The sequence below is a fragment of the Pseudomonas kurunegalensis genome (assembly GCF_030291635.1).
Classification (GTDB): Bacteria; Pseudomonadota; Gammaproteobacteria; order Pseudomonadales; family Pseudomonadaceae; genus Aquipseudomonas; species Aquipseudomonas monteilii.
Genome location: NZ_CP127871.1, coordinates 5,874,354 through 5,894,141 on the forward strand (window position 1 = coordinate 5,874,354; position 19,788 = coordinate 5,894,141).

Here is a 19,788-nt window from a genome sequence, read left to right on the forward strand (position 1 = left end):
TTAGCCGCTCAACCCAGGAACAGCTTGTACGCCGGGTTCTCGGTCTCATCCCAGTAGGGGTAACCGATCTTGGCCAACGCCGCCGGCACCAGGTGGCGCTCGTCCTCCGGCACCTGCAACCCCGCCACCACACGCCCGTCAGCCGCACCATGGTTACGATAATGGAACATCGAGATGTTCCAGCGCCCGCCCAGCTTGTTGAGGAAGTTGAACAGCGCCCCCGGCCGCTCGGGGAACTCGAAGCGCAGCACCATCTCGTCGCTGGCACCGGCCGAATGGCCACCGACCATGTGGCGGATATGCAGCTTGGCCAGTTCGTTGTCGGTCAAGTCGGTAACCGGGAAGCCCTGTTCGGTCAGGTGCTGCACCAGCGCCGCTCGCGGGTCGTTTTCCGGGTGGGTCTGCACGCCGACGAAGATGTGCGCCTCGTCAGAGGTGTGCTTGCGGTAGTTGAACTCGGTGATCTGGCGCTTGCCGATGGCCTCACAGAACGCCTTGAAGCTGCCCGGGCGCTCGGGGATGGTCACGGCGATGATCGCCTCGCGCTTTTCACCCAACTCGGCACGCTCGGCCACATGGCGCAGGCGGTCGAAGTTGACGTTGGCGCCGGAATCGATAGCCACCAGGGTCTGCCCGGTCACGCCGTACAGCTCGACATACTTCTTGATGCCCGCCACGCCAAGAGCGCCGGCAGGTTCGGTGATCGAGCGGGTATCGTCGTAGATATCCTTGATTGCCGCACAGATTTCATCGGTGCTGACCGTCACCACCTCATCCACATGGTGACGGCAGATATCGAAGGTGTGCTGGCCGATCTGGGCCACCGCCACGCCGTCGGCGAACAACCCGACCTGCGGCAACACCACGCGCTCGCCGGCCGCCATGGCCGCCTGCAGGCAGTTGGAGTCGTCTGGCTCCACGCCGATCACCTTGATTTCGGGGCGCAGGTACTTCACGTAGGCAGCAATACCGGCGATCAAGCCGCCGCCCCCCACAGGCACGAAGATCGCGTCCAGCTGGCCAGGGTGCTGGCGCAGGATTTCCATGGCCACGGTGCCTTGGCCAGCGATGGTGTGCGGGTCATCGTAGGGGTGGACGTAGACAAAGCCCTTTTCATCCACCAGCTTCAACGAATAGGCCAGCGCCTCGGGGAACGAGTCGCCATGCAGCACCACCTTGCCGCCCCGCGAGCGCACACCTTCGACCTTGATCTCGGGCGTGGTCTTGGGCATCACGATGGTGGCCTTGATGCCCATCTCGCGCGCGGCCAGGGCCAGGCCTTGGGCGTGGTTGCCCGCCGAGGCGGTAACCACGCCACGGGCCAGCTCTTCCGGGCTCAGCTGGGCCAGCTTGTTGTACGCCCCACGGATCTTGAACGAGAACACCGGCTGCAGGTCTTCACGCTTGAGCAGAATCTGGTTGCCCAGGCGCTTGCTCAGCTGCCCGGCGCTCTGCAACGGGGTTTCGACGGCAACGTCATAGACGCGCGAGGTGAGGATCTTCTTGACGTACTGTTCGAGCATCGGGAAAGCATCACTGGGCCGCGGGACAAGGGCTGGGAGTCTACCCCAGCGCTACGTCGGGCGACCACAGCAAAGCCGCCCAAGCCGTTATACTAGGCAACTTTGAAAACCGCCCTGCCCCTTTTCGGAGCCCGCATGACCCAGGACCAACTCAAACAGGCCGTCGCCCAGGCCGCTGTCGACTTCATTCTGCCCAAGCTGGATGAAAAGAGCGTTGTCGGCGTCGGTACCGGTTCGACCGCCAACTTCTTCATCGACGCCCTGGCTCAGCACAAGACCGCCTTCGACGGCGCAGTCGCCAGCTCCGAAGCCACTGCCCAGCGTCTGAAAGGCCATGGCATCCCGGTCTACGAGCTGAACAGCGTCAGCGAGCTGGAATTCTACGTGGACGGCGCCGACGAAAGCGACGCGCACCTGAACCTGATCAAAGGCGGTGGCGCAGCCCTGACCCGTGAGAAGATCGTCGCGGCCGTGGCCAAGACCTTCATTTGCATCGCCGACGGCAGCAAGCTGGTGCCGGTGCTGGGCGCCTTCCCGCTGCCGGTCGAAGTGATCCCGATGGCCCGCAGCCACGTGGCGCGCCAGCTGGTGAAGCTGGGCGGCGACCCGGTGTACCGCGAGGGTGTGGTGACCGACAACGGCAACGTGATCCTCGACGTGCACAACCTGCAGATCACCAACCCGGTGGAGCTGGAAGCACAGATCAACGCCATCGTTGGCGTGGTGACCAACGGCCTGTTCGCGGCGCGGCCGGCGGATTTGTTGCTGCTGGGTACCGCTGAAGGTGTGAAAACCCTCAAGGCCGAGTAACCCTCTGCGAGGGCTTCGCCCTCGTTTCGCGACACAAGGCCGCTCCTACAGGGAAATGCGATCCCCTGTAGGAGCGGCCTTGTGTCGCGATGGGCTGCACAGCAGCCCCAGTTCCTTAATCTGCTACGTGTTTGAACACATAAAACAGGTTCGGCTCACTGACCAGGTAGATGGTCCCCGCCTCATCCATTGCAATCCCTTCCGCCTGCGGCACAGTCTGCTTGAGCCCCTGATACCCCTTGCGCAGCGACAGCGTGCTCAACGGCCGCCCCTTCACATCCAGTTCCAGCACCAGCCGCGATTCGTCCGACAGCGCCAACAAGTGCCCGCTGCGCTCATCGAACTGCAAACTCGACAAATCCCGCACGAATAGCCGCGCATCGCGTTTGCGGTCTTGCACCACATGCACCGCGTAAGGCTTTTCCGGGTTGTCATGCGGGAAGCCGTGCACCTCGTAGATCAGCATCGGGTCACGCTCCTTGGCCACGAACAGGCGCTTACCCGCCGAATCGTAGGCCAGCCCCTCGAAACCCTTGTTGCCGTTTAGGCCAATGCCCAGGCTGAGCTGCTCGGCGTCACCGGCATCGAGGAACATCGTGTCGTCTTCCAGCCGTACGCGAATCAGCCGCTGCTGGCGTTCGTCGGTGATCACATAGCTGTTGGGCCCCACGTACTCCACGGCTTCCGGGTCGCCAAACCCGGTCAATGGCACCCGGCGCAGAATACGGCCGTCCAGCGACAGCTCGATCAGCTCCGAGCGGGCGTTGGTGACGGTGAACAGGGTCTTGCGGTCGGGGTCGTAGGTCAGCGCCGAGATGTCGTCATCCAGCCCTTCGACCGGCTTGGCCTCCAGCACCACACGGTAGCGGTCCAGGCCAATACTCTGCTCGGCGGGCTGCCACCAGGTCTTCAGGTTGAACCAGCCGCGCTCGAACAGGCGAAACTCCTGCCCGGCCCAGCCAAGCAGGAGCAAGCCGAGGGCGGCGAAAACAAGGATAAGGCGAACATAACGGCGCATAAGGGCAGGCTCGACACAGGGGTGGCGAATCTAACCATGAACAACTGAAGTAAAGCTTAATGCCAGCATCCGAAATGCCCGATAGCAGGCTCAGTTTTTTCTGAAGCGATAGAACAAGGCCGGCTCACTGACCATATACAGGTTGCCCTTGTCGTCCATGGCCACGCCCTCAGCACGCGGGATGGTGTCTTCAAGCCCGTTGAAGCCGCCAAGCAAGGTCATGAAACTGACCTGCTGGCCCTGTTCGTCCAGCTCCAGCAGCATGTTGGAGTCGGCCGAGAGCACCAGCAGGTGGCCGGTACGCGGGTCGACACCCAGCGCCGAGAGGTTGCGCAGGTCGAGTTCATCGCTGGGCAAAGGCTGCTTCTCACCCTTGAGCGGGCTGCGGCCATCGGTGTTCCAGGTGTACAGCTTGGGCGGACGCTCTTCGCCGATGATCAGGCGCTGGCGCATCGGGTCCCAGGCCACGGCCTCGAAGCCCTTGTTGCTTTTCACCGACGGGCCCAGGTCGTGGCTCTGGAAGTCGTCATGGTTCAACGCCGTGGTCTGTGCATCCACCTTGACCACGGTCAGGTCATGCAGGCGCTCGTCGGTGATGGCCAGGTAGCCGTCTTCCAGCACGGCAACGCCTTCCGGGTTGTTCCAGCCATTGAGCGGGATCTTGCGCAGTACATCACCCTCCAGGCTCAACTCGACCAGGATCGGGTTCTTGCCCATGACCGCGAACAGGGTGCGTGTATGAGGGTTGAAGGCCAGGTCCGAGGCTTCGTCATCGTCCATGCCTGGCAGTGGCTTGGCATCGATGTCTACCTGGTAGTCCGGCAACCACACGCTTTCGCTGCGCTCGGCGGTGCTTTCGAAGCTCTCTTTTACCCACAACGCACCGCGGTCATCCCAGTGCATGGCCACGGCCACGCCATAACCGATCACCGCTGCCACTGCCAGGCCGAAGGGCCAGCGCAAGTAGAAGCGACGCTTGGGGGTTGCCGGGGCGGAGGATGATGGCATGCGCGGGTCCTGGGGAAATGGGCGTAGGTCCGCGCATTATCCGGATCGAGTGTGAAAAATCGGTAAACAGGACCGGCCTCTTCGCGGGCGTGCCCGCGAAGACGTCGACGCGGTTTCGGCTCAGAGCACCCGGCTTTCGAAGCGGCTTACACCCGGCAGCTCCAGCACCAGCTCATCACCCACATTGAACGGCCCCACGCCCGCCGGGGTGCCGGTGAGAATCACATCCCCCGCCTGCAACGAGAAATGCGCCGCCATGTACTGGATCATCGGCACGATCGGGTTCAGCATCATCGCGCTGTTGCCATCCTGGCGCACTTCGCCGTTGACCGTCAGGCGTACCGGAATGTCGGTCACGTCCTCGAAGCTGCCAGCCGAGACGAACGGCGGCAGCACACAGGCGCCGTCGAAGCACTTGGCCAGCTCCCACGGCAGGCCCTTTTCTTTCAGCTTGGCCTGTACGTCGCGCAGGGTCAGGTCCAGCGCCGGGGCGTAACCGGAAATGGCGTCCAGCACCTCTTCCTCGCTCGGGTGAGTCGACAGTGGCTTGCCCAGCAGCACGGCAATCTCCGCCTCATAGTGCACCGAGCCACGCTCGGCCGGGATCTTGAAGCCACCCTCGGCTGGCACCACGCAGCTGCCTGGCTTGATGAACAGCAGCGGCTCGGTAGGGATCGGGTTGTCCAGTTCCTTGGCATGCTCGGCATAGTTACGGCCGATGCACACCACCTTGCCCAGCGGGAAGTGAATGCGCGTGCCGTCTACGTACTGGTGCTGGTAACTCATGGCCGACTCCTCTACTGCTTTTTATACGGGAGCGAAGATCTTACCCGGATTCATGATGCCGTTAGGGTCGAAGACGGCCTTTATTGCCTTCATGCAGGCGATTTCTTCGGGCGAGCGGCTGTAGCCCAGGTAGTCGCGCTTGGTCATGCCCACACCGTGCTCGGCCGAGATCGAACCGTTGTAGCGCTTGACGATGTCGAACACCCACTTGTTGACCTTGGTACACGAGGCAAAGAAGTCATCCTTGCTCATGTGCTCGGGCTTGAGGATGTTCAGGTGCAGGTTGCCATCGCCGATGTGGCCGTACCACACCACTTCGTAGTCGGGGTAATGCTCTGCGACGATAGCGTCGATATCGCGCAGGAACGCCGGCACTTTCGACACAGTGACGGAAATGTCGTTTTTGTACGGGGTCCAGTGCGAGATGGTTTCCGACAGGTACTCGCGCAACTTCCACAGGTTTTTAAGCTGGGTTTCACTCTGGCTCATCACCCCATCCAGCACCCAGCCCTGCTCCACGCAGTGCTCAAAGGTGGTCAGGGCCTCGTTGGCCACTTCCTCGGTGCTGGCCTCGAACTCCAGCAACGCATAGAACGGGCAGTCGGTCTCGAACGGCGCTGGCACGTCGCCGCGCGCCAGGATCTTGGCCAGGCCCTTGTCAGAGAAGAACTCGAAGGCGGTCAGGTCCAGCTTGCCCTGGAAGGCATGCAGCACCGGCATGATCGAGTCGAAGTCCGGCGTGCCCAGCACCATCGCGGTCAGGTTACGTGGGGCCCGGTCGAGGCGCATGGTGGCCTCGACCACGAAGCCCAGCGTGCCTTCGGCACCAATGAACAACTGGCGCAGGTCGTAGCCGGTGGCGTTCTTGATAAGGTCCTTGTTCAACTCCAGCAACTCGCCCTTGCCAGTGACCACTTTCAACCCGGCCACCCAGTTGCGGGTCATGCCGTAGCGAATCACCTTGATTCCGCCAGCATTGGTGCCGATGTTGCCGCCAATCTGGCTGGAACCGCTGGAAGCGAAGTCCACTGGGTAATACAGGCCCTGTTCTTCGGCGTAGGCCTGCAACTGCCGCGTGATCACGCCCGGCTGGCAGACCACGGTGCGGTCGAAGGCATTGAAGTCGAGAATCTGGTTCATGTAGTCGAAAGAAACGACAACCTCGCCATTGGCCGCCACGGCGCCGGCCGAAAGCCCGGTACGCCCGCCAGAGGGCACCAGCGCCACCTTGTGCGCATTGGCCCAGCGCACAATGGCCTGCACCTGTTCTACCGTCTTGGGGAAGACGATGGCGCTGGGCGCCGGCGGGTAATGCTTGGTCCAGTCCTTGCCATAGGCTTCGAGGGAAGCCGCGTCGGTCAGGACCTTGCCAGGGTCGACAAGGGTCATCAGTTCTTCAATTACAGCGGGGTGGGTCATCGCTGGAACTCTCGACTTATTCATAGTCACCCTGAGCACTCTTCACCTGTCGGGATAAGCTCAGATTGTGTCGCGTATGCTAGCATAGCCCTCCCGCTGTTCATGCTAAGGCTGCCCTCGCGCCTGGCATCACCCCTCGCCATTTTTTCTCCGGGATACAGGTTTACGCAGATGAGCAAGACTTCTCTCGACAAGAGCAAGATCCGGTTCCTTCTTCTTGAAGGTGTGCACCAGAACGCAGTCGATACCCTCAAGGCTGCCGGCTACACCAACATCGAATACCTCACTGGTTCGTTGCCGGAAGCCGAGCTGAAGGAAAAGATCGCCGACGCCCACTTCATCGGCATCCGTTCGCGCACCCAGCTCACCGAAGAGATCTTCGACTGCGCCAAGAAACTGGTCGCTGTTGGCTGCTTCTGCATCGGCACCAACCAGGTAGACCTGGAAGCGGCCCGCGAGCGCGGCATCGCCGTGTTCAACGCGCCGTACTCCAACACCCGTTCGGTGGCCGAGCTGGTGCTGGCCGAAGCCATTCTGCTGCTGCGCGGCATCCCTGAGAAAAACGCCTCCTGCCACCGTGGCGGCTGGATCAAGAGCGCGGCCAACTCGTTCGAAATCCGTGGCAAGAAGCTGGGCATCGTCGGCTACGGCTCGATCGGCACCCAACTGTCGGTCCTGGCCGAGAACCTGGGTATGCAGGTGTACTTCTTCGACCCGCTGACCAAGCTGCCACTGGGCAACGCCGTGCAGGTCACCAGCCTGAACGAGCTGCTGGGCCTGGCCGACATCGTCTCGCTGCACGTGCCTGAGCTGCCATCCACCCAGTGGATGATCGGCGAGAAGGAAATCCGCTCGATGAAGAAGGGCGCGATCCTGATCAACGCCGCCCGTGGCACCGTGGTCGAGCTGGACCATCTGGCCGCCGCCATCAAGGACAAGCACCTGATCGGCGCCGCCATCGACGTGTTCCCGGTCGAGCCACGCTCCAACGACGAAGAGTTCGAAAGCCCGCTGCGCGGCCTGGACAACGTGATCCTGACCCCGCACATCGGCGGTTCCACCGCCGAAGCCCAGGCCAACATCGGCCTGGAAGTGGCCGAAAAGCTGGTCAAGTACAGCGACAACGGTACCTCGGTGTCCTCGGTCAACTTCCCGGAAGTGGCCCTGCCGGCTCACCCAGGCAAGCACCGCCTGCTGCACATCCACGAAAACATCCCGGGCGTGCTCAGCGAGATCAACAAGGTGTTCGCCGAGAACGGTATCAACATCTCCGGTCAGTTCCTGCAGACCAACGAGAAAGTCGGTTACGTGGTAATCGACGTTGACGCCGAGTACTCCGACCTGGCGCAAGAGAAACTGCAACAGGTCAAGGGCACCATCCGCTCCCGCGTCCTGTTCTAAGTTTGCTTGCTGCATGAAAAAGGGAGGCCTAGTGGCCTCCCTTTTTTTATTTCACTTCAACCGTGATCTTCTTCGACTCGACGCTCGGCTTGAACGGCACGTGATACTGGTCACCCAGAATCAGCTGCAACGTATGCTTGCCCGGGGTCAGGGTAATGCTGGTCTCGGTCTGCGCCTTGCCGAAGTGCAGCACCTGCGGGCCCGCCGGCAGCGCGGTGCCGGCTTCCGGCATCAGACTGGTTGGCAGCGGCATGTCAGCCACGGGTTCTTTATCCACATCCACCAGCAAGTGGTGGTGCCCGGTGTGCGGGGTCTGGTCACCCGCTGGCTTGAGTGCCATGCCCTCGATGCCGAACTTGACGGTGAAGGTCTTGTCGACCGTGGCGCCATCGGCGGGGGAAACGATGAAGACCTTGGCCTCCTTGGGCGGCTCCTGGCTCTTCAGGGCGTCTGCGGCACTGGCGAACACCGACGCTCCCATCAGCAGACCGGCAACGGCAGCACGCGAAAATAGGCTGTTCATTCACTTCTCCTGTGATTCACTTATTGACCGCAGCCTGGGATCCAACGGCAGCGGTAGTTCACCTTAGTTGAAATATTCGCCAAGGTGTTCACATTGCCTGACAGAAATATTTCCGTCAGGGTTAAACAATGCCGAGGCTTCAAGGTCATAGGCTGCGCTCGATCACGGCGAGGAAGAAAGCCGTGGCGAAAGTTATTCATCTGCTAAAAGAAAAGGGGCATTCATGCGTTCGACCATAGGGGTACTGCTGGCAGTACTGATCAGTCCATTGGCCCAGGCGGAGCTGATAGACGAAGTCGCCGACCGTGGCGAACTGCGCATTGCGGTACAGGCCGACAACTCACCGTACGCCTTCAAGCAAGACGACCACCTGACGGGGTTCGACATCGAATTTGGCCAGGACCTGGCCCGGGAACTGGACTTGCGCGCCGAGTTCGTCGAGGCCCCGGCTGCCGAAGTGCTGAGCGGTGTCGAGAGTGGCAAATATGACATTGCACTCACCCCATCGACCGATGCGCCAAAGGACGACGGCCCACTCGATGTGAGCCTGCCGATTGGCGAAAAGAAGCTGGTGATTCCGTTCCAGAAGGACAACCCGGCGTTTGAAAGTGCCGTAAACAATGCACTTCAACGCTTGAAGGACAGTGGCCGCACTGCCGAGCTTGAGCAGAAGTGGTTCAAGGGTGTGCAGGAGACTGCGGCCGGGCAGTAACCCCTTTGTCGCCTGCACTGGCCTCATCGCCGGCAAGCCAGCTCCCACAGGAGCATCACTGACCTCAAGACCTGTGGTGTACCTGTGGGAGCTGGCTTGCCGGCGATAGGGCCGGGACAGGCTTACACTGAAAGCTCAACCAGAGCCCGCTGCGCCTGTTCCAGCTCCAGCTCACTGAACACCAGCACCCCCGCCCGCCGCAGCAATGCCGTGGTCACCCCTTCCCCCGCCACCTTCACACCACTGAACGTGCCGTCATAGGTCAACCGGTTACCACACGAAGGGCTACCCGCCTTCAGCACTGCCACACGAATGCCATGTCGCCGCACCAACTCCAGCGCCAACTGCGCCCCGGCCAGAAACGCGGCACTGACATCCTCACCCGTCACCGTCAGCACCTGCGCGCCGCCATCGAGCACCGCGCCACCCTGCCCGCCCGGAATTTCCGCAGGCGGACGCGGCGTCGGCAATCCACCTGCCACCTCCGGGCACAACGGCACTACGCGCCCTTCTGCCTGCCATTGCTGCAACATGTCGGGATGGCCACTGGCCCGGCCGTCATAGCGCACCGGTTGCCCCAGCAGGCAAGCGCTGACCAGTACCTTGGGCAAATCAGAACGGGTCATTGCCACGGCGCCGGAACCAGCCCGTCAACGACAGCCGTTCTCGCCCGGCCGGCAGCACTTCGTGGGGCACCTCGCCCGACAGGAACACCACCAGGCAGCCCGCCACAGGCTCGACGTCGTGCTCGACGCCATCGGCCAGGAACATGCGCAGCTGGCCGCCGTCCTGCGGCTGCCAGCCTTCATTCAGGTACAGCACGGCCGACACCATACGCCGGTCATCGTCGCGGAAGCGGTCCAGGTGCCGACGATAGAAGGCCCCCGGCGGATACAAGGCAAAATGGCACTCGAAATCTTCCAGGCCCAGGAACAGGCCCTGGTTGATGGCCAGGCGCAACTGGTCCATGGCCGCCAGGTACTGGTCGCAGGCCTCGGCCTGCCCAGGGTCGATCCACTGGATCTGGTCGCCACGGATGGCCTCGCGCACCTCCTGGGCAACACCGCGCCCAACCCCTGCGGGGTTAAGCTCGCCTTCGGCATCACGGCGTCGGCATTCAGCCGCCAGCGCACGCACCAGGTCGGCAGGCAAAAACAGCGCCTGCTGGGACCAGCCATGGGTGGCCAGATCGTCGACGACGGCCGCAAGCATCGGGTGTTCGGGGGAGTTGTGCATGGCGCGCATCATATCCATTCGCCATGCCGGCGCACAGCGCCACTTGGCCGAGAAATACGCGGATATCTCGACAAACCGGCGCCGGGCCAAGGACAATAGCCACCTGCCGACAGGAGTCCTGAATGCGCCGTCTGTTTTCCCTGATTCTGCTGATGATCTGCACCATGCCTGTCTGGGCAGACAACCTGGATCAACTGTACAAGGCCGCCGGCTGGCCCGACCAGCGCGCCCACTTCAACGATGCCCTCACCGCCGCCCAGGCGCGCTACCGCAACAGTTTGCCTCCCGCCGTGTACCAGGCGCTGGTCAACAACAGCAACCAGCGCTTCCAGGCCCAGGCGGTGGACCGTCGCGCCCAGGCGCAGCTGCGCGCCACCCTGGCCAATCCTGCACCTGCCCTGGCCTTCTTCCAGTCGCCGCTGGGGCGCAAGGTGGTGGCAGCCGAGCTGAAGGCCACCCGCAAGGACGAACTGGCCAAGAATGCCAAAGGCCTGCCCAAGATCCAGGCCAGCGACGACCGCCTGCTGGTCATCGGCCACCTGGCGCAAGCCCTGCCAGCACGTGAGGCCGGTGCCGAAGTCAGCCTGGCCATCGCTGGCGTGGCAGCCGACAGCCTCAGCTCGATGATCCCCGGCCTGTTCGGCGGCGGCCAGGCCCAGGGCCTGCTCGACGGCCAGCGTCAACGTCTGATGAACCAGATCGGCGAAGACCTCAACAACACCCTGCTGTATGTCTACCGCGACCTGTCCGATGCCGAGCTGGAGGAGTTCGCCACCTTTGCCGAATCACCCGACGGCAAAGCCTACTACCAGGCAGCGCTGGCGGCTGTGCGTGCGGGCCTGGCGGTTGGCCAGAGCAGCAACGACCTGAAGTGATCAGCCCAGGCGCTGGTCGATGAAGTCGAAGTAGCGCTGGCGAATGCCCGGCAGCTCGTTGGCCAGGTGGTGGCGGGCCTCGGGCAGCATCAATATCTGTGGGTCGGCAAACTTGGCCTTGAGCACTTCGAGGTTGTAGGGCCAATCCACCGTGCCATCAGCCTCCCCCTGCACGATCAACGGCCGCCGCGGACTGTGCGGCGCGGCTTCGATGCGTTTGACCCAGGCGATCAGTGCGCCCACCCAGGCAGTGGGCAGGCGACGTGGTTGCAACGGGTCGGCCTCCAGGAACGGCAGGAAGGCCGGGTCATTGGTGTTTTCACTGAAGCGCCGTTCGATGCCGTTCACGAAGTGACGCAGCACCCGATAGCTCAACTTCGACCAGCGCCAGGAACAAGGCCGCACCAGCGGTGCCAACAGGATGACCTGGCCATCGATGGGGCTGTGCGCCCCCTGATGCAGCAGGTGGTCAACGGCGATGGCGCCACCGGTGCTTTGCCCGCACAGGTGCCAGGGGCGCGGCAGTTGCAGCGTGCGCGCCTGTTCGAACAACGCCTCCAGAACCTGCTGGTACACCGCGAAGTCACTGATACTGGCTCGCTCGCCACTGGACAGGCCGTGGCCGGGCAGGTCGCAGCTGATCACGGCAAAACCCTGCGTGAGCGCCCAGTCGATCACATGCCGATACAGGCCCATGTGATCGTAGTAGCCGTGCAGCAGGAATAACGTCGCGGTCGGCTGCTCGGGTAGCCACACCTGCCCGACCAGGTCGAACCCCGCCGCCTGAAAGCCGCCCAGCCAGCTCTGGGCTTGCAGGCTCAGGCCATAGAAGCGCTGGTAGTCCTGGGCCTCGGCCGTTAACGGCTGGCGAGTACTCAACGGCGCCAGGCGGGAGCGCAGGTGGTCGGGGTGAAAGGCAGCGGGCATCGGGTACATCCATGGCGAAGCAAGTATTGATCTGGGATATTCAGCTCTGGCCGGCGTCGTGGCAAGCTTGGGGCCAGTGAACCCACCACAAGATATCCGCAGACACCCATGCAGACGCGCCTCGCCAAACCCATCCTGATTGCCCTTGCCTTGCTACTCTGCAGCGCTCTGGTCTGGCAGGCCTACACCACCTTCCAGGCACGCTATCTGCGCCCGTTCGACAACCAGACCACGCTATTCGACGGCAGCCAACTGCAACTGCCACCCGAGCTGGCCGGCCCTGGCCCGATCCGCGTGGTGCACTTCTGGGACCCGGCCTGCCCCTGCAACGTCGGCAACCAGCAACACCTGGGCGACCTGGTCAGCCAGTTCGCCGCCCAGGGCGTGACCTTCCATGTGCTGCAAAAGCCCGGTAGCCATGGCCAGCTGCCCGCCAACCTCTCCGCCCTCACGCCCATCGCCAGCCTGCCCGGTAGCGAGCACCTGCCCGCCTCCCCGGCTGTGGCCATCTGGGACCGGCAAGGTCACCTGGCCTACTTCGGCCCGTACAGCGAAGGCGCAGTGTGCAATGCCAGCAACAGCTTCATCGAGCCTATCCTCAATGCACTGCTCGACGGCCGCCAGGTGACCGCATCCAACACACTGGCGGTGGGCTGCTACTGCCCTTGGGCTGGCTGACGTACCCGCGCCGGGTTACCCACCACCGTCGCTCCGGCTGGCACATTTCGGGTCACCACGCTACCCGCCCCGACCACGGCGTTATCGCCAATCGTCACCCCTGGCAGGATGATCGCCGCACCGCCGATCCACACGTTATTGCCGATGATCACCGCCCGCCCACTCTCCAGCCCGCTGCGCCGCAGGTCAGGGTCGAGCGGGTGGTCGGCGGTGTAGATCTGCACGTTGGGGCCGATCTGACAGTCGTCACCGATGCGCACCGGCATCACGTCGAGGATCACGCAGTTGAAGTTCATGAAGGTATTGCGGCCAACGCTGATGTTGTAGCCGTAGTCGCAATAGAACGGCGGGCGGATCACCGCGCCTTCGCCAACCTGGCCGAAATGCTCCAGCAAAAGCCCATGGCGGGCGTCATTGAGCAGTTCGACGCTGCTGTTGTAGCGGTGCATCCAGTGCTTGTTGGCGATCTGCTCGGCCTGCAGTTCGGGGCAGCCAGCGTGGTAGAGCTGGCCTGTAAGCATCTTCTGTTTTTCGCTGAGTGACATGGAATCTCCTTCCCGGGGCTATGCTCTGTTCGCGAATCCGCCGATGATCGGACCACATTTTCTGCTTTGACGCACAAGGAGCTTGCATGAAGCGCAGCCTGACCCTGTTGGCCGTGGTGGTTGCCGTGGCCGCCGGCGCCGGTTACTGGTACGTGCAGGGCAAGCTGCCGCAGCGCGAGGGCGAGGTGGCCCTGGCTGGCTTGCAGGCGCCGGTCAGCGTGCGCTACGACGTTCGCGGCGTGCCGCACCTGCAGGCGCAAAACGAGGCAGACCTGTACCGCGCCCTGGGCTACGTGCATGCCCAGGACCGGTTGTTCCAGATGGAAATCCTGCGCCGCCTGGCCCGAGGCGAACTGGCCGAGGTACTGGGCGACAAGCTGCTGCCCACCGATACCTTGTTCCGCAGCCTGCGCATTCGCGAACAGGCCGCACTGATGGCCAAGCGTCAGGACCGCCAGTCACCTGCCTGGCAGGCCCTGCAAGCCTACCTCGACGGGGTCAACGGCTGGCAAGCCAGCCATCCCAAGCCCGTGGAGTTCGACCTACTGGGTATCACCCCTCGCCCGTTTACCGCCGAAGATACCCTGAGCATTGCCGGTTACCTCGCTTACAGCTTCGCCGCTGCGTTTCGCACCGAGCCCGCACTGACCTACATCCGCGACCAGCTTGGCCCCGACTACCTGAACATCTTCGACCTCGGCTGGAAACCCGAGGGCGCGCTGGGCACGCCACTGGCCGCGGCGGACTGGCAAAGCCTGGAAGCCCTCGCCCGCCTCAGCCATGAAGCGCTGGGCGACGCCGGCATCCCGCAATTCGAAGGCAGCAACGCCTGGGCGGTGGCCGGCAGCCGTACCCGCAATGGCAAGCCGCTGCTGGCCGGCGACCCGCACATCAGCTTCGCGGTGCCAGCCGTGTGGTACGAGGCCGAGCTATCCGCGCCAGGCTTCAACCTGTATGGCTACTTCCAGGCGCTCAACCCCTTTGCCCTGCTTGGCCATAACCGCGACTTCGGCTGGAGCCTGACCATGTTCCAGAACGATGACGTCGACCTGATCGCGGAGCGCACCAACCCGGCCGACGCCAACCAGGTGATGGTCGATGGCAAATGGCAGGCGCTGGAAAAGACCGAACAGCAGATCGCGGTCAAAGGCGAAGCTCCGGTCACACTCAGCCTGCGCCGCTCGCCCCATGGCCCGATCGTCAACAACGTGCTGGGCGCCACCGCCGGGCCTACGCCCATCGCCATGTGGTGGGCGTTCCTGGAAACCGAAAACCCGATCCTCGAAGGTTTCTACCAGCTCAACCGTGCCGATACGCTTGGCAAGATGCGCGAGGCTGCCGCCAAGGTCCATGCACCGGGGCTGAACTTTGTCTGGGCCAATGCCCGAGGTGACATCGGCTGGTGGGCGGCGGCAAAGCTACCGGTACGCCCCGACGGCGTCGACCCGGCGTTCATCCTCGACGGCGCCAGCGCGCAGGCCGACAAGCTTGGGTTCTACCCCTTCAGCGTCAACCCGCAGCAAGAGAACCCGGCGCGCGGCTATATCGTCTCGGCCAACTACCAGCTGCCAGCAGGGGTGCCGATACCGGGTTACTACAACCTGCCCGACCGGGGCCGCCAGCTCGACCGCCACCTGGCCAACCCCGAGGTGAAATGGGATACCCAGAACAGTCAGACCCTGCAACTGGACACCGCCAGCGACCACGGCCCGCGCACCCTTGCACCGCTGCTGGCAACCCTGCGCGCAGTGGCCGAAGGTGACGAGGAGAAGGAACTGGTCGAACAGCTCGCCGCCTGGCGTGGCGACTACCCGCTGGACTCGACCAGCGCCACGCTGTTCAACCAGTTCCTCTACGAACTGGCCTTCGCGGCGCTGCATGACGAACTGGGTGACACCTGGTTCCCGGTGCTGATCAGCACCCGCGCCATCGACGCTGCCTTGCCACGCCTGGCGGCGGACGCCGACTCCCCTTGGTGGAATACCCGAGGTGGCAACCAGCGTACCGACCGTACCGCCATCGTACGCCTGGCCTGGCAGCGCAGCCTGAAGCACCTGCGCGATACCTTGGGTAGCGACCCGGCCAGCTGGCAATGGGGCAAAGCCCATACCTTGACCCACAATCACCCGCTTGGCGTGAAAAAGCCTTTGAACCTGCTGTTCAACGTTGGGCCGTTCGCCGCGCCCGGTACCCATGAAGTGCCGAACAACCTTTCTGCGAAGATCGGCCCGGCGCCATGGCCGGTGACCTACGGGCCTTCAACGCGGCGGCTGATCGATTTCGCCGATGCCGGGCAGGCGCTGACCAGCAACCCGGTCGGGCAGAGTGGCGTGCCGTTTGACCGGCATTACTCGGATCAGGCTGAAGGGTATGTGCAGGGGCAGTACCAGAAGGCGCAGATGGGGGTGATTCCGGCACAGAGTACATTGCGGTTGGTGCCAGGGCCGTAAGGGCTGCTAGCAGCCAAAAAAAACGCCGACGCAAAGGCGTCGGCGTTGGTCATACCAGGTACTACAACCGCATCAGAACGCCGGCAGCACAGCACCTTGGTACTTCTTGGCAATGAATTCCTTCACTTCCGGGCTGGTCAGGGCCTTGGCCAGTTTCTGGATGGCCTCGCTGTCCTTGTTGTCCGGGCGGGCAACCAGGAAGTTCACGTACGGCGAGTCGGCGCCTTCGATCACCAGCGCATCCTTGGCCGGGTTCAGGCCGGCTTCCAGGGCGTAGTTGGTGTTGATCATGTCCAGGTCGACCTGGTCCAGCACACGCGGCAGCATGGCCGATTCAAGCTCGCGGAACTTCAGCTTCTTCGGGTTCTCGGCAATGTCCTTGGGGGTGGCCAGCGCGTTTTTCGGGTCTTTCAGGGTAATCAGGCCAGCCTTCTGCAGCAGGATCAGGGCGCGGCCGCTGTTGCTGCCTTCGTTAGGGATGGCAACGGTGGCGCCTTCCTTCAGCTCGGACAGGTTCTTGATCTTCTTCGAGTAGCCACCGAACGGCTCGACGTGCACGCCGATCACGGTTTCCAGGTGGGTGCCTTTACCTTCGTTGAAGCTCTTCAGGTACGGCAGGGTCTGGAAGTAGTTGGCGTCCAGGCGCTTCTGATCAACCTGCACGTTTGGCTGCACATAGTCGGTGAAGACCTTGATCTGCAGGTCCACGCCTTCTTTGGCCAGGGTCGGCTTGATCAGCTCAAGGATTTCGGCGTGCGGTACCGGAGTAGCGGCAACCACCAGCTTCTCGGCGGCGGCGGCCAGGCCGGAGAACGACAGGGCAGCGGCCAGGGCAGTGGTCAGCAGGGTCTTCTTCATGGTGGTCCTTGTTCTGAATCTGGGCCATCGGCGATGGCGAATCGGGTGCCCAACCGGTTCACCAGTGGGCGTGAGGCGGACAATAGCTGGATTTTTTATGCCGCAACAATATCTTTTACTTAGCTGCTTATTCCAAAAACAAATCGCCATTAGCCACTTTGCTTATGAGCGATGTCTAGCGCGCGGTGTTGAGCAAGTCGAGGTCCTCTGGCTGGATCTCTTCGCCGTCATTCACCAGCAAGGCAAAGTGGATGACGTTCTCCAGTTCACGGGTATTTCCGGGCCATGGATGGGCTTCCAGCACCTGCTGCGCCGCCTCGCTCACCAGCGGTACAGGGCGTTGCAGGCGTACGCTGTAGATGCCCACGAAATACTCGGCCAACGGCAGGATATCGCCGGGCCGCTCACGCAGCGGTGGCAGCTCCAGCGCGCCTTCGCGCAGGTACTGGTACAAGCGCTCGTTAAAGCGCCCTGCCCGCACCACCCGCGCCAGGTCGATGCTGGTCGCGGCCACCAGCCGCACATCCACCGGCTGCGGCTGCTGCGCGCCCACCCGGGTGACTTCGCGGTTTTCCAGGGCAGCCAGCAGCTTGCCCTGGATGGCCAGCGGCAAGTCAGCGATCTCGTCCAGGTACAACGTGCCGCCATTGGCCGAGCCGAACCAGCCGGCGCGGCTGCTGGCCGTGCCACCCTGGCTGCCGGCGCTGTAGCCGAACAGTTCGGCATCGGCGTAGGTGGGGCTGATGGCCGCGCAGTTGACCGACACGAACAAACCACCACGGTCGCTGGCACGATGGATCTGCCGTGCCAGCAACTCCTTGCCGGTGCCGGTTTCGCCACGGATCAGCACGGGCAAGGGTTGCGGCGCCAGGCGCTCAAGGTCTTCGCGCAGTTGCTGCGAACGCGGGTCGATGAACACCAGCGCCTTGGCGCGGATGCTCAGCGGGCTCTTGTCCAGCTCGGGAAAGGTCAGCAGCGGCTGGCCAAACGGGTTTTGGAAAGTCATGACAAACTCCCGCCCCTGGCCTTCATTGGCCGGGCGTCAGGTAAGCGGTAAACAGTAAGGGCGATCAGGCGCGGCGCAGTGCGCGCTGCTCAACCCGGCTTTGCAAGCGGTACAAGTAGGCGAAGCCTTGCTCCCAGCGCTCGTGGCCGGACTTGACGTTGATGTGCCCGGCGTTGCTCAGCAACCCCGCCTCGGCGCCCCAGGCCTGGGCCAGGTACAGCGCCCGTGGCACGTTCACGGCCGGGTCGTTGTCCGAACTGACCACCTGGCTGGGGAACGGCAATGCCTCGGTCGGAATCGGCGCAAAGTTGCGCAAGGCTGGCGCGCAGGTGGGCCGCTCGACGTCCGCGGGTGCCACCAACAGCGCGCCACGCACGCGCCGCAGCAAAGCCGGGCTGGCCTGCGCAGCCCAATGGGCGACGGTGATGCAGCCCAGGCTATGGGCAATCAGGATCACCGGCGACTCTTCGGCGACAATCGCCTGCTCCAGCGCCTGCACCCAGTCTTCGCGCTTCGGGGTCAGCCAGTCGTGCTGCTCCACCCGGGCACTGTTGGGCAGGGTGCGCTGCCAGTGACTTTGCCAATGGTTGTCTGGCGATCCTTGCCAGCCCGGCACAATCAGGTAGCGAATCGACTCATTGCGCATGGGGACGCCTCCAGTAAGTTTGCGTGCTTGGAGACCAGTATAGGGAGGGAGTTATATTCGTAAAGGAATAAGAAGCTATTTATTAATAACTTAAAGCTACAAACTAGGCCGCTCTCTCTTGCAGCTTGCAGCTTGAAACTTGCAGCTAAAAAAAAGGGCCAACCCCTGCCAAGAGATGTGGCCCATAAGCACTTGCCTGAAGAGGTTTGATGAGGGTCAGCGCGCAGTAATCACCGCCAGCTTGCTGATGCCTGCACGTTCGATGGCCGCCATGGCCCGCGCCACTTCGCCGTAGTTCACGCCGTCATCGGCCTGCAGCTGCACGCGCACGTCTGCGTCCTTGTCCTTGGCGGCCTTGAGGCTGGTTTCCAGCAGGTCGGGCTGGATCTGGTCCTTGTTGATGAACAGCTTGCCTTCACCGTCGATACTGACCACCAGCGGGTCTTTCTGCTCTACCGGGGCCACGGCCTCGGTCTTGGGCAGGTTGATGGGGATGGCGTTGGTCAGCAGCGGCGCGGTGACGATGAACACCACCAGCAGCACCAGCATGACGTCCACCAGCGGCGTGACGTTGATTTCACTGAGGACTTCGTCGCTGTCCTGGGTCGAAAAAGCCATGTCAGGACGCCTCCTTCACGGGCTGGGTGAAACCGGCCTGTGGCTTGTGCACGGTGGGGTGCACCAGCACGCGGAAGGCACTCTTCTGCGCCAGGCTGTAGAAGTCGTGGGCAAAGTCGTCGAGGTCGGCAGCGGTGAGCTTGAGGCGGCGCAGGAAGTAGTTGTAAACCAGCACTGCCGGTACGGCGACGGCAATACCGACACCGGTTGCCACCAAGGCCGCACCGATTGGGCCCGCCACGGTTTCCAGGCTGGCAGAGCCGGCCGCGCTGATGCCTTTGAGCGCTTCCATGATGCCCCACACAGTGCCGAACAGGCCGATGAAGGGTGAGGTGCTGCCGATACTGGCGACCACTGCCAGGCCGGTTTCCAGCGAGCGGCGCTCACGCACGATTTGCTGACGCAGGGCGCGCTCCAGGCGGTCCTGGTGGTTGATGGCGTGGCTCAGGTCGTTGGCCTGGGTGTCGCCGACGGCAATCGCGGCGTAGCCAGACTGGGCAACGCGGGCAGCCGGGCCGGGCAGCTCGTGGCTGAGCTCGGCGGCCGAGTCCAGGCTGGAGGCCGCCCAGAACTGCTGGTGGAAGCGCTTGTCCTGATTTTTCAGCCGCACGAACTGCGCGACCTTGACCAGGGCCAGGCCCCAAGTGACGACAGAGAAACCAACCAGCAGCCAGATGACTGCGCTTTCAACGGATTCGAGGGGGGATGCCAGCAGGCTCATGATGATGTCTTCCTGTGTTCTGCGAAAA

Annotated in this window: 21 protein-coding genes; 6 read left to right on the forward strand and 15 right to left on the reverse strand. The window is 63.1% G+C overall.

Annotated features, from left to right (window positions below; all coding sequences use genetic code 11):
* Positions 1-8: 8 nt before the first annotated feature.
* Positions 9-1,523, reverse strand: a complete 1,515-nt coding sequence (gene ilvA / locus QQ992_RS26735) for a threonine ammonia-lyase, biosynthetic (protein WP_016712558.1) — start codon at positions 1,521-1,523, stop codon at positions 9-11.
* A gap of 135 nt (positions 1,524-1,658) precedes the next feature.
* On the opposite strand from ilvA, the gene rpiA reads away from it, so the two are divergent.
* Positions 1,659-2,333: a ribose-5-phosphate isomerase RpiA gene (gene rpiA / locus QQ992_RS26740; protein ID WP_060485716.1), complete on the forward strand. Its 675-nt coding sequence runs from the start codon at positions 1,659-1,661 to the stop codon at positions 2,331-2,333.
* Between the two features lie 115 nt (positions 2,334-2,448).
* Here the strand turns inward: rpiA and QQ992_RS26745 are convergent, their stop codons facing one another.
* The 4 genes from QQ992_RS26745 to QQ992_RS26760 all read right to left on the reverse strand — a co-directional run bounded on the left by QQ992_RS26745 (position 2,449) and on the right by QQ992_RS26760 (position 6,564).
* Positions 2,449-3,351, reverse strand: coding sequence for an SdiA-regulated domain-containing protein (locus QQ992_RS26745; RefSeq protein WP_286111679.1), 903 nt, complete (start codon positions 3,349-3,351; stop codon positions 2,449-2,451).
* Between the two features lie 90 nt (positions 3,352-3,441).
* Complete coding sequence (locus tag QQ992_RS26750) at positions 3,442-4,359, reverse strand: SdiA-regulated domain-containing protein (protein WP_286111681.1); 918 nt, start codon at positions 4,357-4,359, stop codon at positions 3,442-3,444.
* A 120-nt stretch (positions 4,360-4,479) separates the two neighbouring features.
* Positions 4,480-5,145, reverse strand: coding sequence for a fumarylacetoacetate hydrolase family protein (locus QQ992_RS26755; RefSeq protein WP_016712562.1), 666 nt, complete (start codon positions 5,143-5,145; stop codon positions 4,480-4,482).
* A 21-nt stretch (positions 5,146-5,166) separates the two neighbouring features.
* Positions 5,167-6,564, reverse strand: a complete 1,398-nt coding sequence (locus QQ992_RS26760; protein WP_286111682.1) for an FAD-binding oxidoreductase — start codon at positions 6,562-6,564, stop codon at positions 5,167-5,169.
* Positions 6,565-6,735: 171 nt separating this feature from the next.
* Here QQ992_RS26760 and serA point away from each other — a divergent pair, with 171 nt between their 5' ends.
* Entirely contained in the window at positions 6,736-7,965 is a 1,230-nt protein-coding gene (gene serA / locus QQ992_RS26765) for a phosphoglycerate dehydrogenase (protein WP_016712564.1), read from the forward strand.
* Positions 7,966-8,011: 46 nt separating this feature from the next.
* On the opposite strand, the gene QQ992_RS26770 is transcribed toward serA, so the two are convergent.
* The gene (locus tag QQ992_RS26770; protein WP_016712565.1) at positions 8,012-8,488 is read right to left on the reverse strand and encodes a DUF4399 domain-containing protein; all 477 of its coding nucleotides are present in this window, start codon (positions 8,486-8,488) and stop codon (positions 8,012-8,014) included.
* A 223-nt stretch (positions 8,489-8,711) separates the two neighbouring features.
* Here QQ992_RS26770 and QQ992_RS26775 point away from each other — a divergent pair, with 223 nt between their 5' ends.
* The gene (locus QQ992_RS26775; RefSeq protein ID WP_286111684.1) at positions 8,712-9,200 is read left to right on the forward strand and encodes a transporter substrate-binding domain-containing protein; all 489 of its coding nucleotides are present in this window, start codon (positions 8,712-8,714) and stop codon (positions 9,198-9,200) included.
* A 122-nt stretch (positions 9,201-9,322) separates the two neighbouring features.
* On the opposite strand, the gene QQ992_RS26780 is transcribed toward QQ992_RS26775, so the two are convergent.
* Positions 9,323-9,826 carry a 2-thiouracil desulfurase family protein gene (locus QQ992_RS26780; protein ID WP_286111686.1) on the reverse strand — a complete coding sequence of 168 codons (504 nt, stop codon included), beginning with the start codon at positions 9,824-9,826 and terminating at the stop codon, positions 9,323-9,325.
* The gene (locus QQ992_RS26785; protein ID WP_286114009.1) at positions 9,813-10,445 is read right to left on the reverse strand and encodes a 2OG-Fe(II) oxygenase; all 633 of its coding nucleotides are present in this window, start codon (positions 10,443-10,445) and stop codon (positions 9,813-9,815) included. The genes QQ992_RS26780 and QQ992_RS26785 overlap by 14 nt, the downstream gene beginning before the upstream one ends.
* A 113-nt stretch (positions 10,446-10,558) precedes the next feature.
* Between QQ992_RS26785 and QQ992_RS26790 the strand changes: the two genes are divergently transcribed.
* Positions 10,559-11,311, forward strand: a complete 753-nt coding sequence (locus QQ992_RS26790; RefSeq protein WP_105947244.1) for a DUF2059 domain-containing protein — start codon at positions 10,559-10,561, stop codon at positions 11,309-11,311.
* Here QQ992_RS26790 and bipL read toward each other — a convergent pair whose 3' ends face one another.
* Positions 11,312-12,238, reverse strand: coding sequence for a phospholipase BipL (bipL, locus tag QQ992_RS26795; protein WP_286111687.1), 927 nt, complete (start codon positions 12,236-12,238; stop codon positions 11,312-11,314). It lies immediately after the preceding gene.
* Between the two features lie 108 nt (positions 12,239-12,346).
* Here bipL and QQ992_RS26800 point away from each other — a divergent pair, with 108 nt between their 5' ends.
* Positions 12,347-12,916 (forward strand): DUF6436 domain-containing protein, encoded by a 570-nt coding sequence (locus QQ992_RS26800; RefSeq protein ID WP_286111688.1) that lies wholly within the window; start codon positions 12,347-12,349, stop codon positions 12,914-12,916.
* Here the strand turns inward: QQ992_RS26800 and QQ992_RS26805 are convergent.
* A complete protein-coding gene (locus tag QQ992_RS26805; protein WP_286111689.1) occupies positions 12,895-13,461 on the reverse strand; it encodes a sugar O-acetyltransferase in 567 nt (188 codons plus the stop codon). The genes QQ992_RS26800 and QQ992_RS26805 overlap by 22 nt on opposite strands.
* A gap of 86 nt (positions 13,462-13,547) precedes the next feature.
* Here QQ992_RS26805 and QQ992_RS26810 point away from each other — a divergent pair, with 86 nt between their 5' ends.
* Positions 13,548-15,911, forward strand: a complete 2,364-nt coding sequence (locus QQ992_RS26810) for a penicillin acylase family protein (RefSeq protein WP_286111690.1) — start codon at positions 13,548-13,550, stop codon at positions 15,909-15,911.
* A gap of 72 nt (positions 15,912-15,983) precedes the next feature.
* Here QQ992_RS26810 and QQ992_RS26815 read toward each other — a convergent pair whose 3' ends face one another.
* The 5 genes from QQ992_RS26815 to QQ992_RS26835 all read right to left on the reverse strand — a co-directional run bounded on the left by QQ992_RS26815 (position 15,984) and on the right by QQ992_RS26835 (position 19,760).
* Positions 15,984-16,769, reverse strand: a complete 786-nt coding sequence (locus QQ992_RS26815) for a MetQ/NlpA family ABC transporter substrate-binding protein (protein ID WP_016502129.1) — start codon at positions 16,767-16,769, stop codon at positions 15,984-15,986.
* Positions 16,770-16,944: 175 nt separating this feature from the next.
* A complete protein-coding gene (locus tag QQ992_RS26820) occupies positions 16,945-17,775 on the reverse strand; it encodes a sigma 54-interacting transcriptional regulator (protein WP_286111691.1) in 831 nt (276 codons plus the stop codon).
* 64 nt (positions 17,776-17,839) lie between these two features.
* Positions 17,840-18,421, reverse strand: a complete 582-nt coding sequence (locus QQ992_RS26825) for an alpha/beta hydrolase (RefSeq protein WP_286111692.1) — start codon at positions 18,419-18,421, stop codon at positions 17,840-17,842.
* Positions 18,422-18,637: 216 nt separating this feature from the next.
* The gene (locus QQ992_RS26830; RefSeq protein ID WP_016712576.1) at positions 18,638-19,039 is read right to left on the reverse strand and encodes an ExbD/TolR family protein; all 402 of its coding nucleotides are present in this window, start codon (positions 19,037-19,039) and stop codon (positions 18,638-18,640) included.
* A gap of 1 nt (position 19,040) precedes the next feature.
* A complete protein-coding gene (locus QQ992_RS26835) occupies positions 19,041-19,760 on the reverse strand; it encodes a MotA/TolQ/ExbB proton channel family protein (RefSeq protein ID WP_286111693.1) in 720 nt (239 codons plus the stop codon).
* Between the last annotated feature and the right edge of the window lie 28 nt (positions 19,761-19,788).

What these genes read in the sequence shown, in the direction of transcription:
- rpiA (WP_060485716.1), top strand. Translation starts at nt 1,659, where the DNA reads ATGACCCAGGACCAACTCAAACAGGCCGTCGCCCAGGCCGCTGTCGAC.
- QQ992_RS26825 (WP_286111692.1), bottom strand. Translation starts at nt 18,421, where the DNA reads ATGCGCAATGAGTCGATTCGCTACCTGATTGTGCCGGGCTGGCAAGGA.
- QQ992_RS26750 (WP_286111681.1), bottom strand. Translation starts at nt 4,359, where the DNA reads ATGCCATCATCCTCCGCCCCGGCAACCCCCAAGCGTCGCTTCTACTTG.
- QQ992_RS26815 (WP_016502129.1), bottom strand. Translation starts at nt 16,769, where the DNA reads ATGAAGAAGACCCTGCTGACCACTGCCCTGGCCGCTGCCCTGTCGTTC.
- QQ992_RS26820 (WP_286111691.1), bottom strand. Translation starts at nt 17,775, where the DNA reads ATGACTTTCCAAAACCCGTTTGGCCAGCCGCTGCTGACCTTTCCCGAG.
- QQ992_RS26755 (WP_016712562.1), bottom strand. Translation starts at nt 5,145, where the DNA reads ATGAGTTACCAGCACCAGTACGTAGACGGCACGCGCATTCACTTCCCG.
- QQ992_RS26805 (WP_286111689.1), bottom strand. Translation starts at nt 13,461, where the DNA reads ATGTCACTCAGCGAAAAACAGAAGATGCTTACAGGCCAGCTCTACCAC.
- QQ992_RS26780 (WP_286111686.1), bottom strand. Translation starts at nt 9,826, where the DNA reads ATGACCCGTTCTGATTTGCCCAAGGTACTGGTCAGCGCTTGCCTGCTG.
- bipL (WP_286111687.1), bottom strand. Translation starts at nt 12,238, where the DNA reads ATGCCCGCTGCCTTTCACCCCGACCACCTGCGCTCCCGCCTGGCGCCG.
- ilvA (WP_016712558.1), bottom strand. Translation starts at nt 1,523, where the DNA reads ATGCTCGAACAGTACGTCAAGAAGATCCTCACCTCGCGCGTCTATGAC.
- QQ992_RS26800 (WP_286111688.1), top strand. Translation starts at nt 12,347, where the DNA reads ATGCAGACGCGCCTCGCCAAACCCATCCTGATTGCCCTTGCCTTGCTA.
- QQ992_RS26760 (WP_286111682.1), bottom strand. Translation starts at nt 6,564, where the DNA reads ATGACCCACCCCGCTGTAATTGAAGAACTGATGACCCTTGTCGACCCT.
- QQ992_RS26775 (WP_286111684.1), top strand. Translation starts at nt 8,712, where the DNA reads ATGCGTTCGACCATAGGGGTACTGCTGGCAGTACTGATCAGTCCATTG.
- QQ992_RS26835 (WP_286111693.1), bottom strand. Translation starts at nt 19,760, where the DNA reads ATGAGCCTGCTGGCATCCCCCCTCGAATCCGTTGAAAGCGCAGTCATC.
- QQ992_RS26830 (WP_016712576.1), bottom strand. Translation starts at nt 19,039, where the DNA reads ATGGCTTTTTCGACCCAGGACAGCGACGAAGTCCTCAGTGAAATCAAC.
- serA (WP_016712564.1), top strand. Translation starts at nt 6,736, where the DNA reads ATGAGCAAGACTTCTCTCGACAAGAGCAAGATCCGGTTCCTTCTTCTT.
- QQ992_RS26785 (WP_286114009.1), bottom strand. Translation starts at nt 10,445, where the DNA reads ATGCGCGCCATGCACAACTCCCCCGAACACCCGATGCTTGCGGCCGTC.
- QQ992_RS26770 (WP_016712565.1), bottom strand. Translation starts at nt 8,488, where the DNA reads ATGAACAGCCTATTTTCGCGTGCTGCCGTTGCCGGTCTGCTGATGGGA.
- QQ992_RS26810 (WP_286111690.1), top strand. Translation starts at nt 13,548, where the DNA reads ATGAAGCGCAGCCTGACCCTGTTGGCCGTGGTGGTTGCCGTGGCCGCC.
- QQ992_RS26790 (WP_105947244.1), top strand. Translation starts at nt 10,559, where the DNA reads ATGCGCCGTCTGTTTTCCCTGATTCTGCTGATGATCTGCACCATGCCT.
- QQ992_RS26745 (WP_286111679.1), bottom strand. Translation starts at nt 3,351, where the DNA reads ATGCGCCGTTATGTTCGCCTTATCCTTGTTTTCGCCGCCCTCGGCTTG.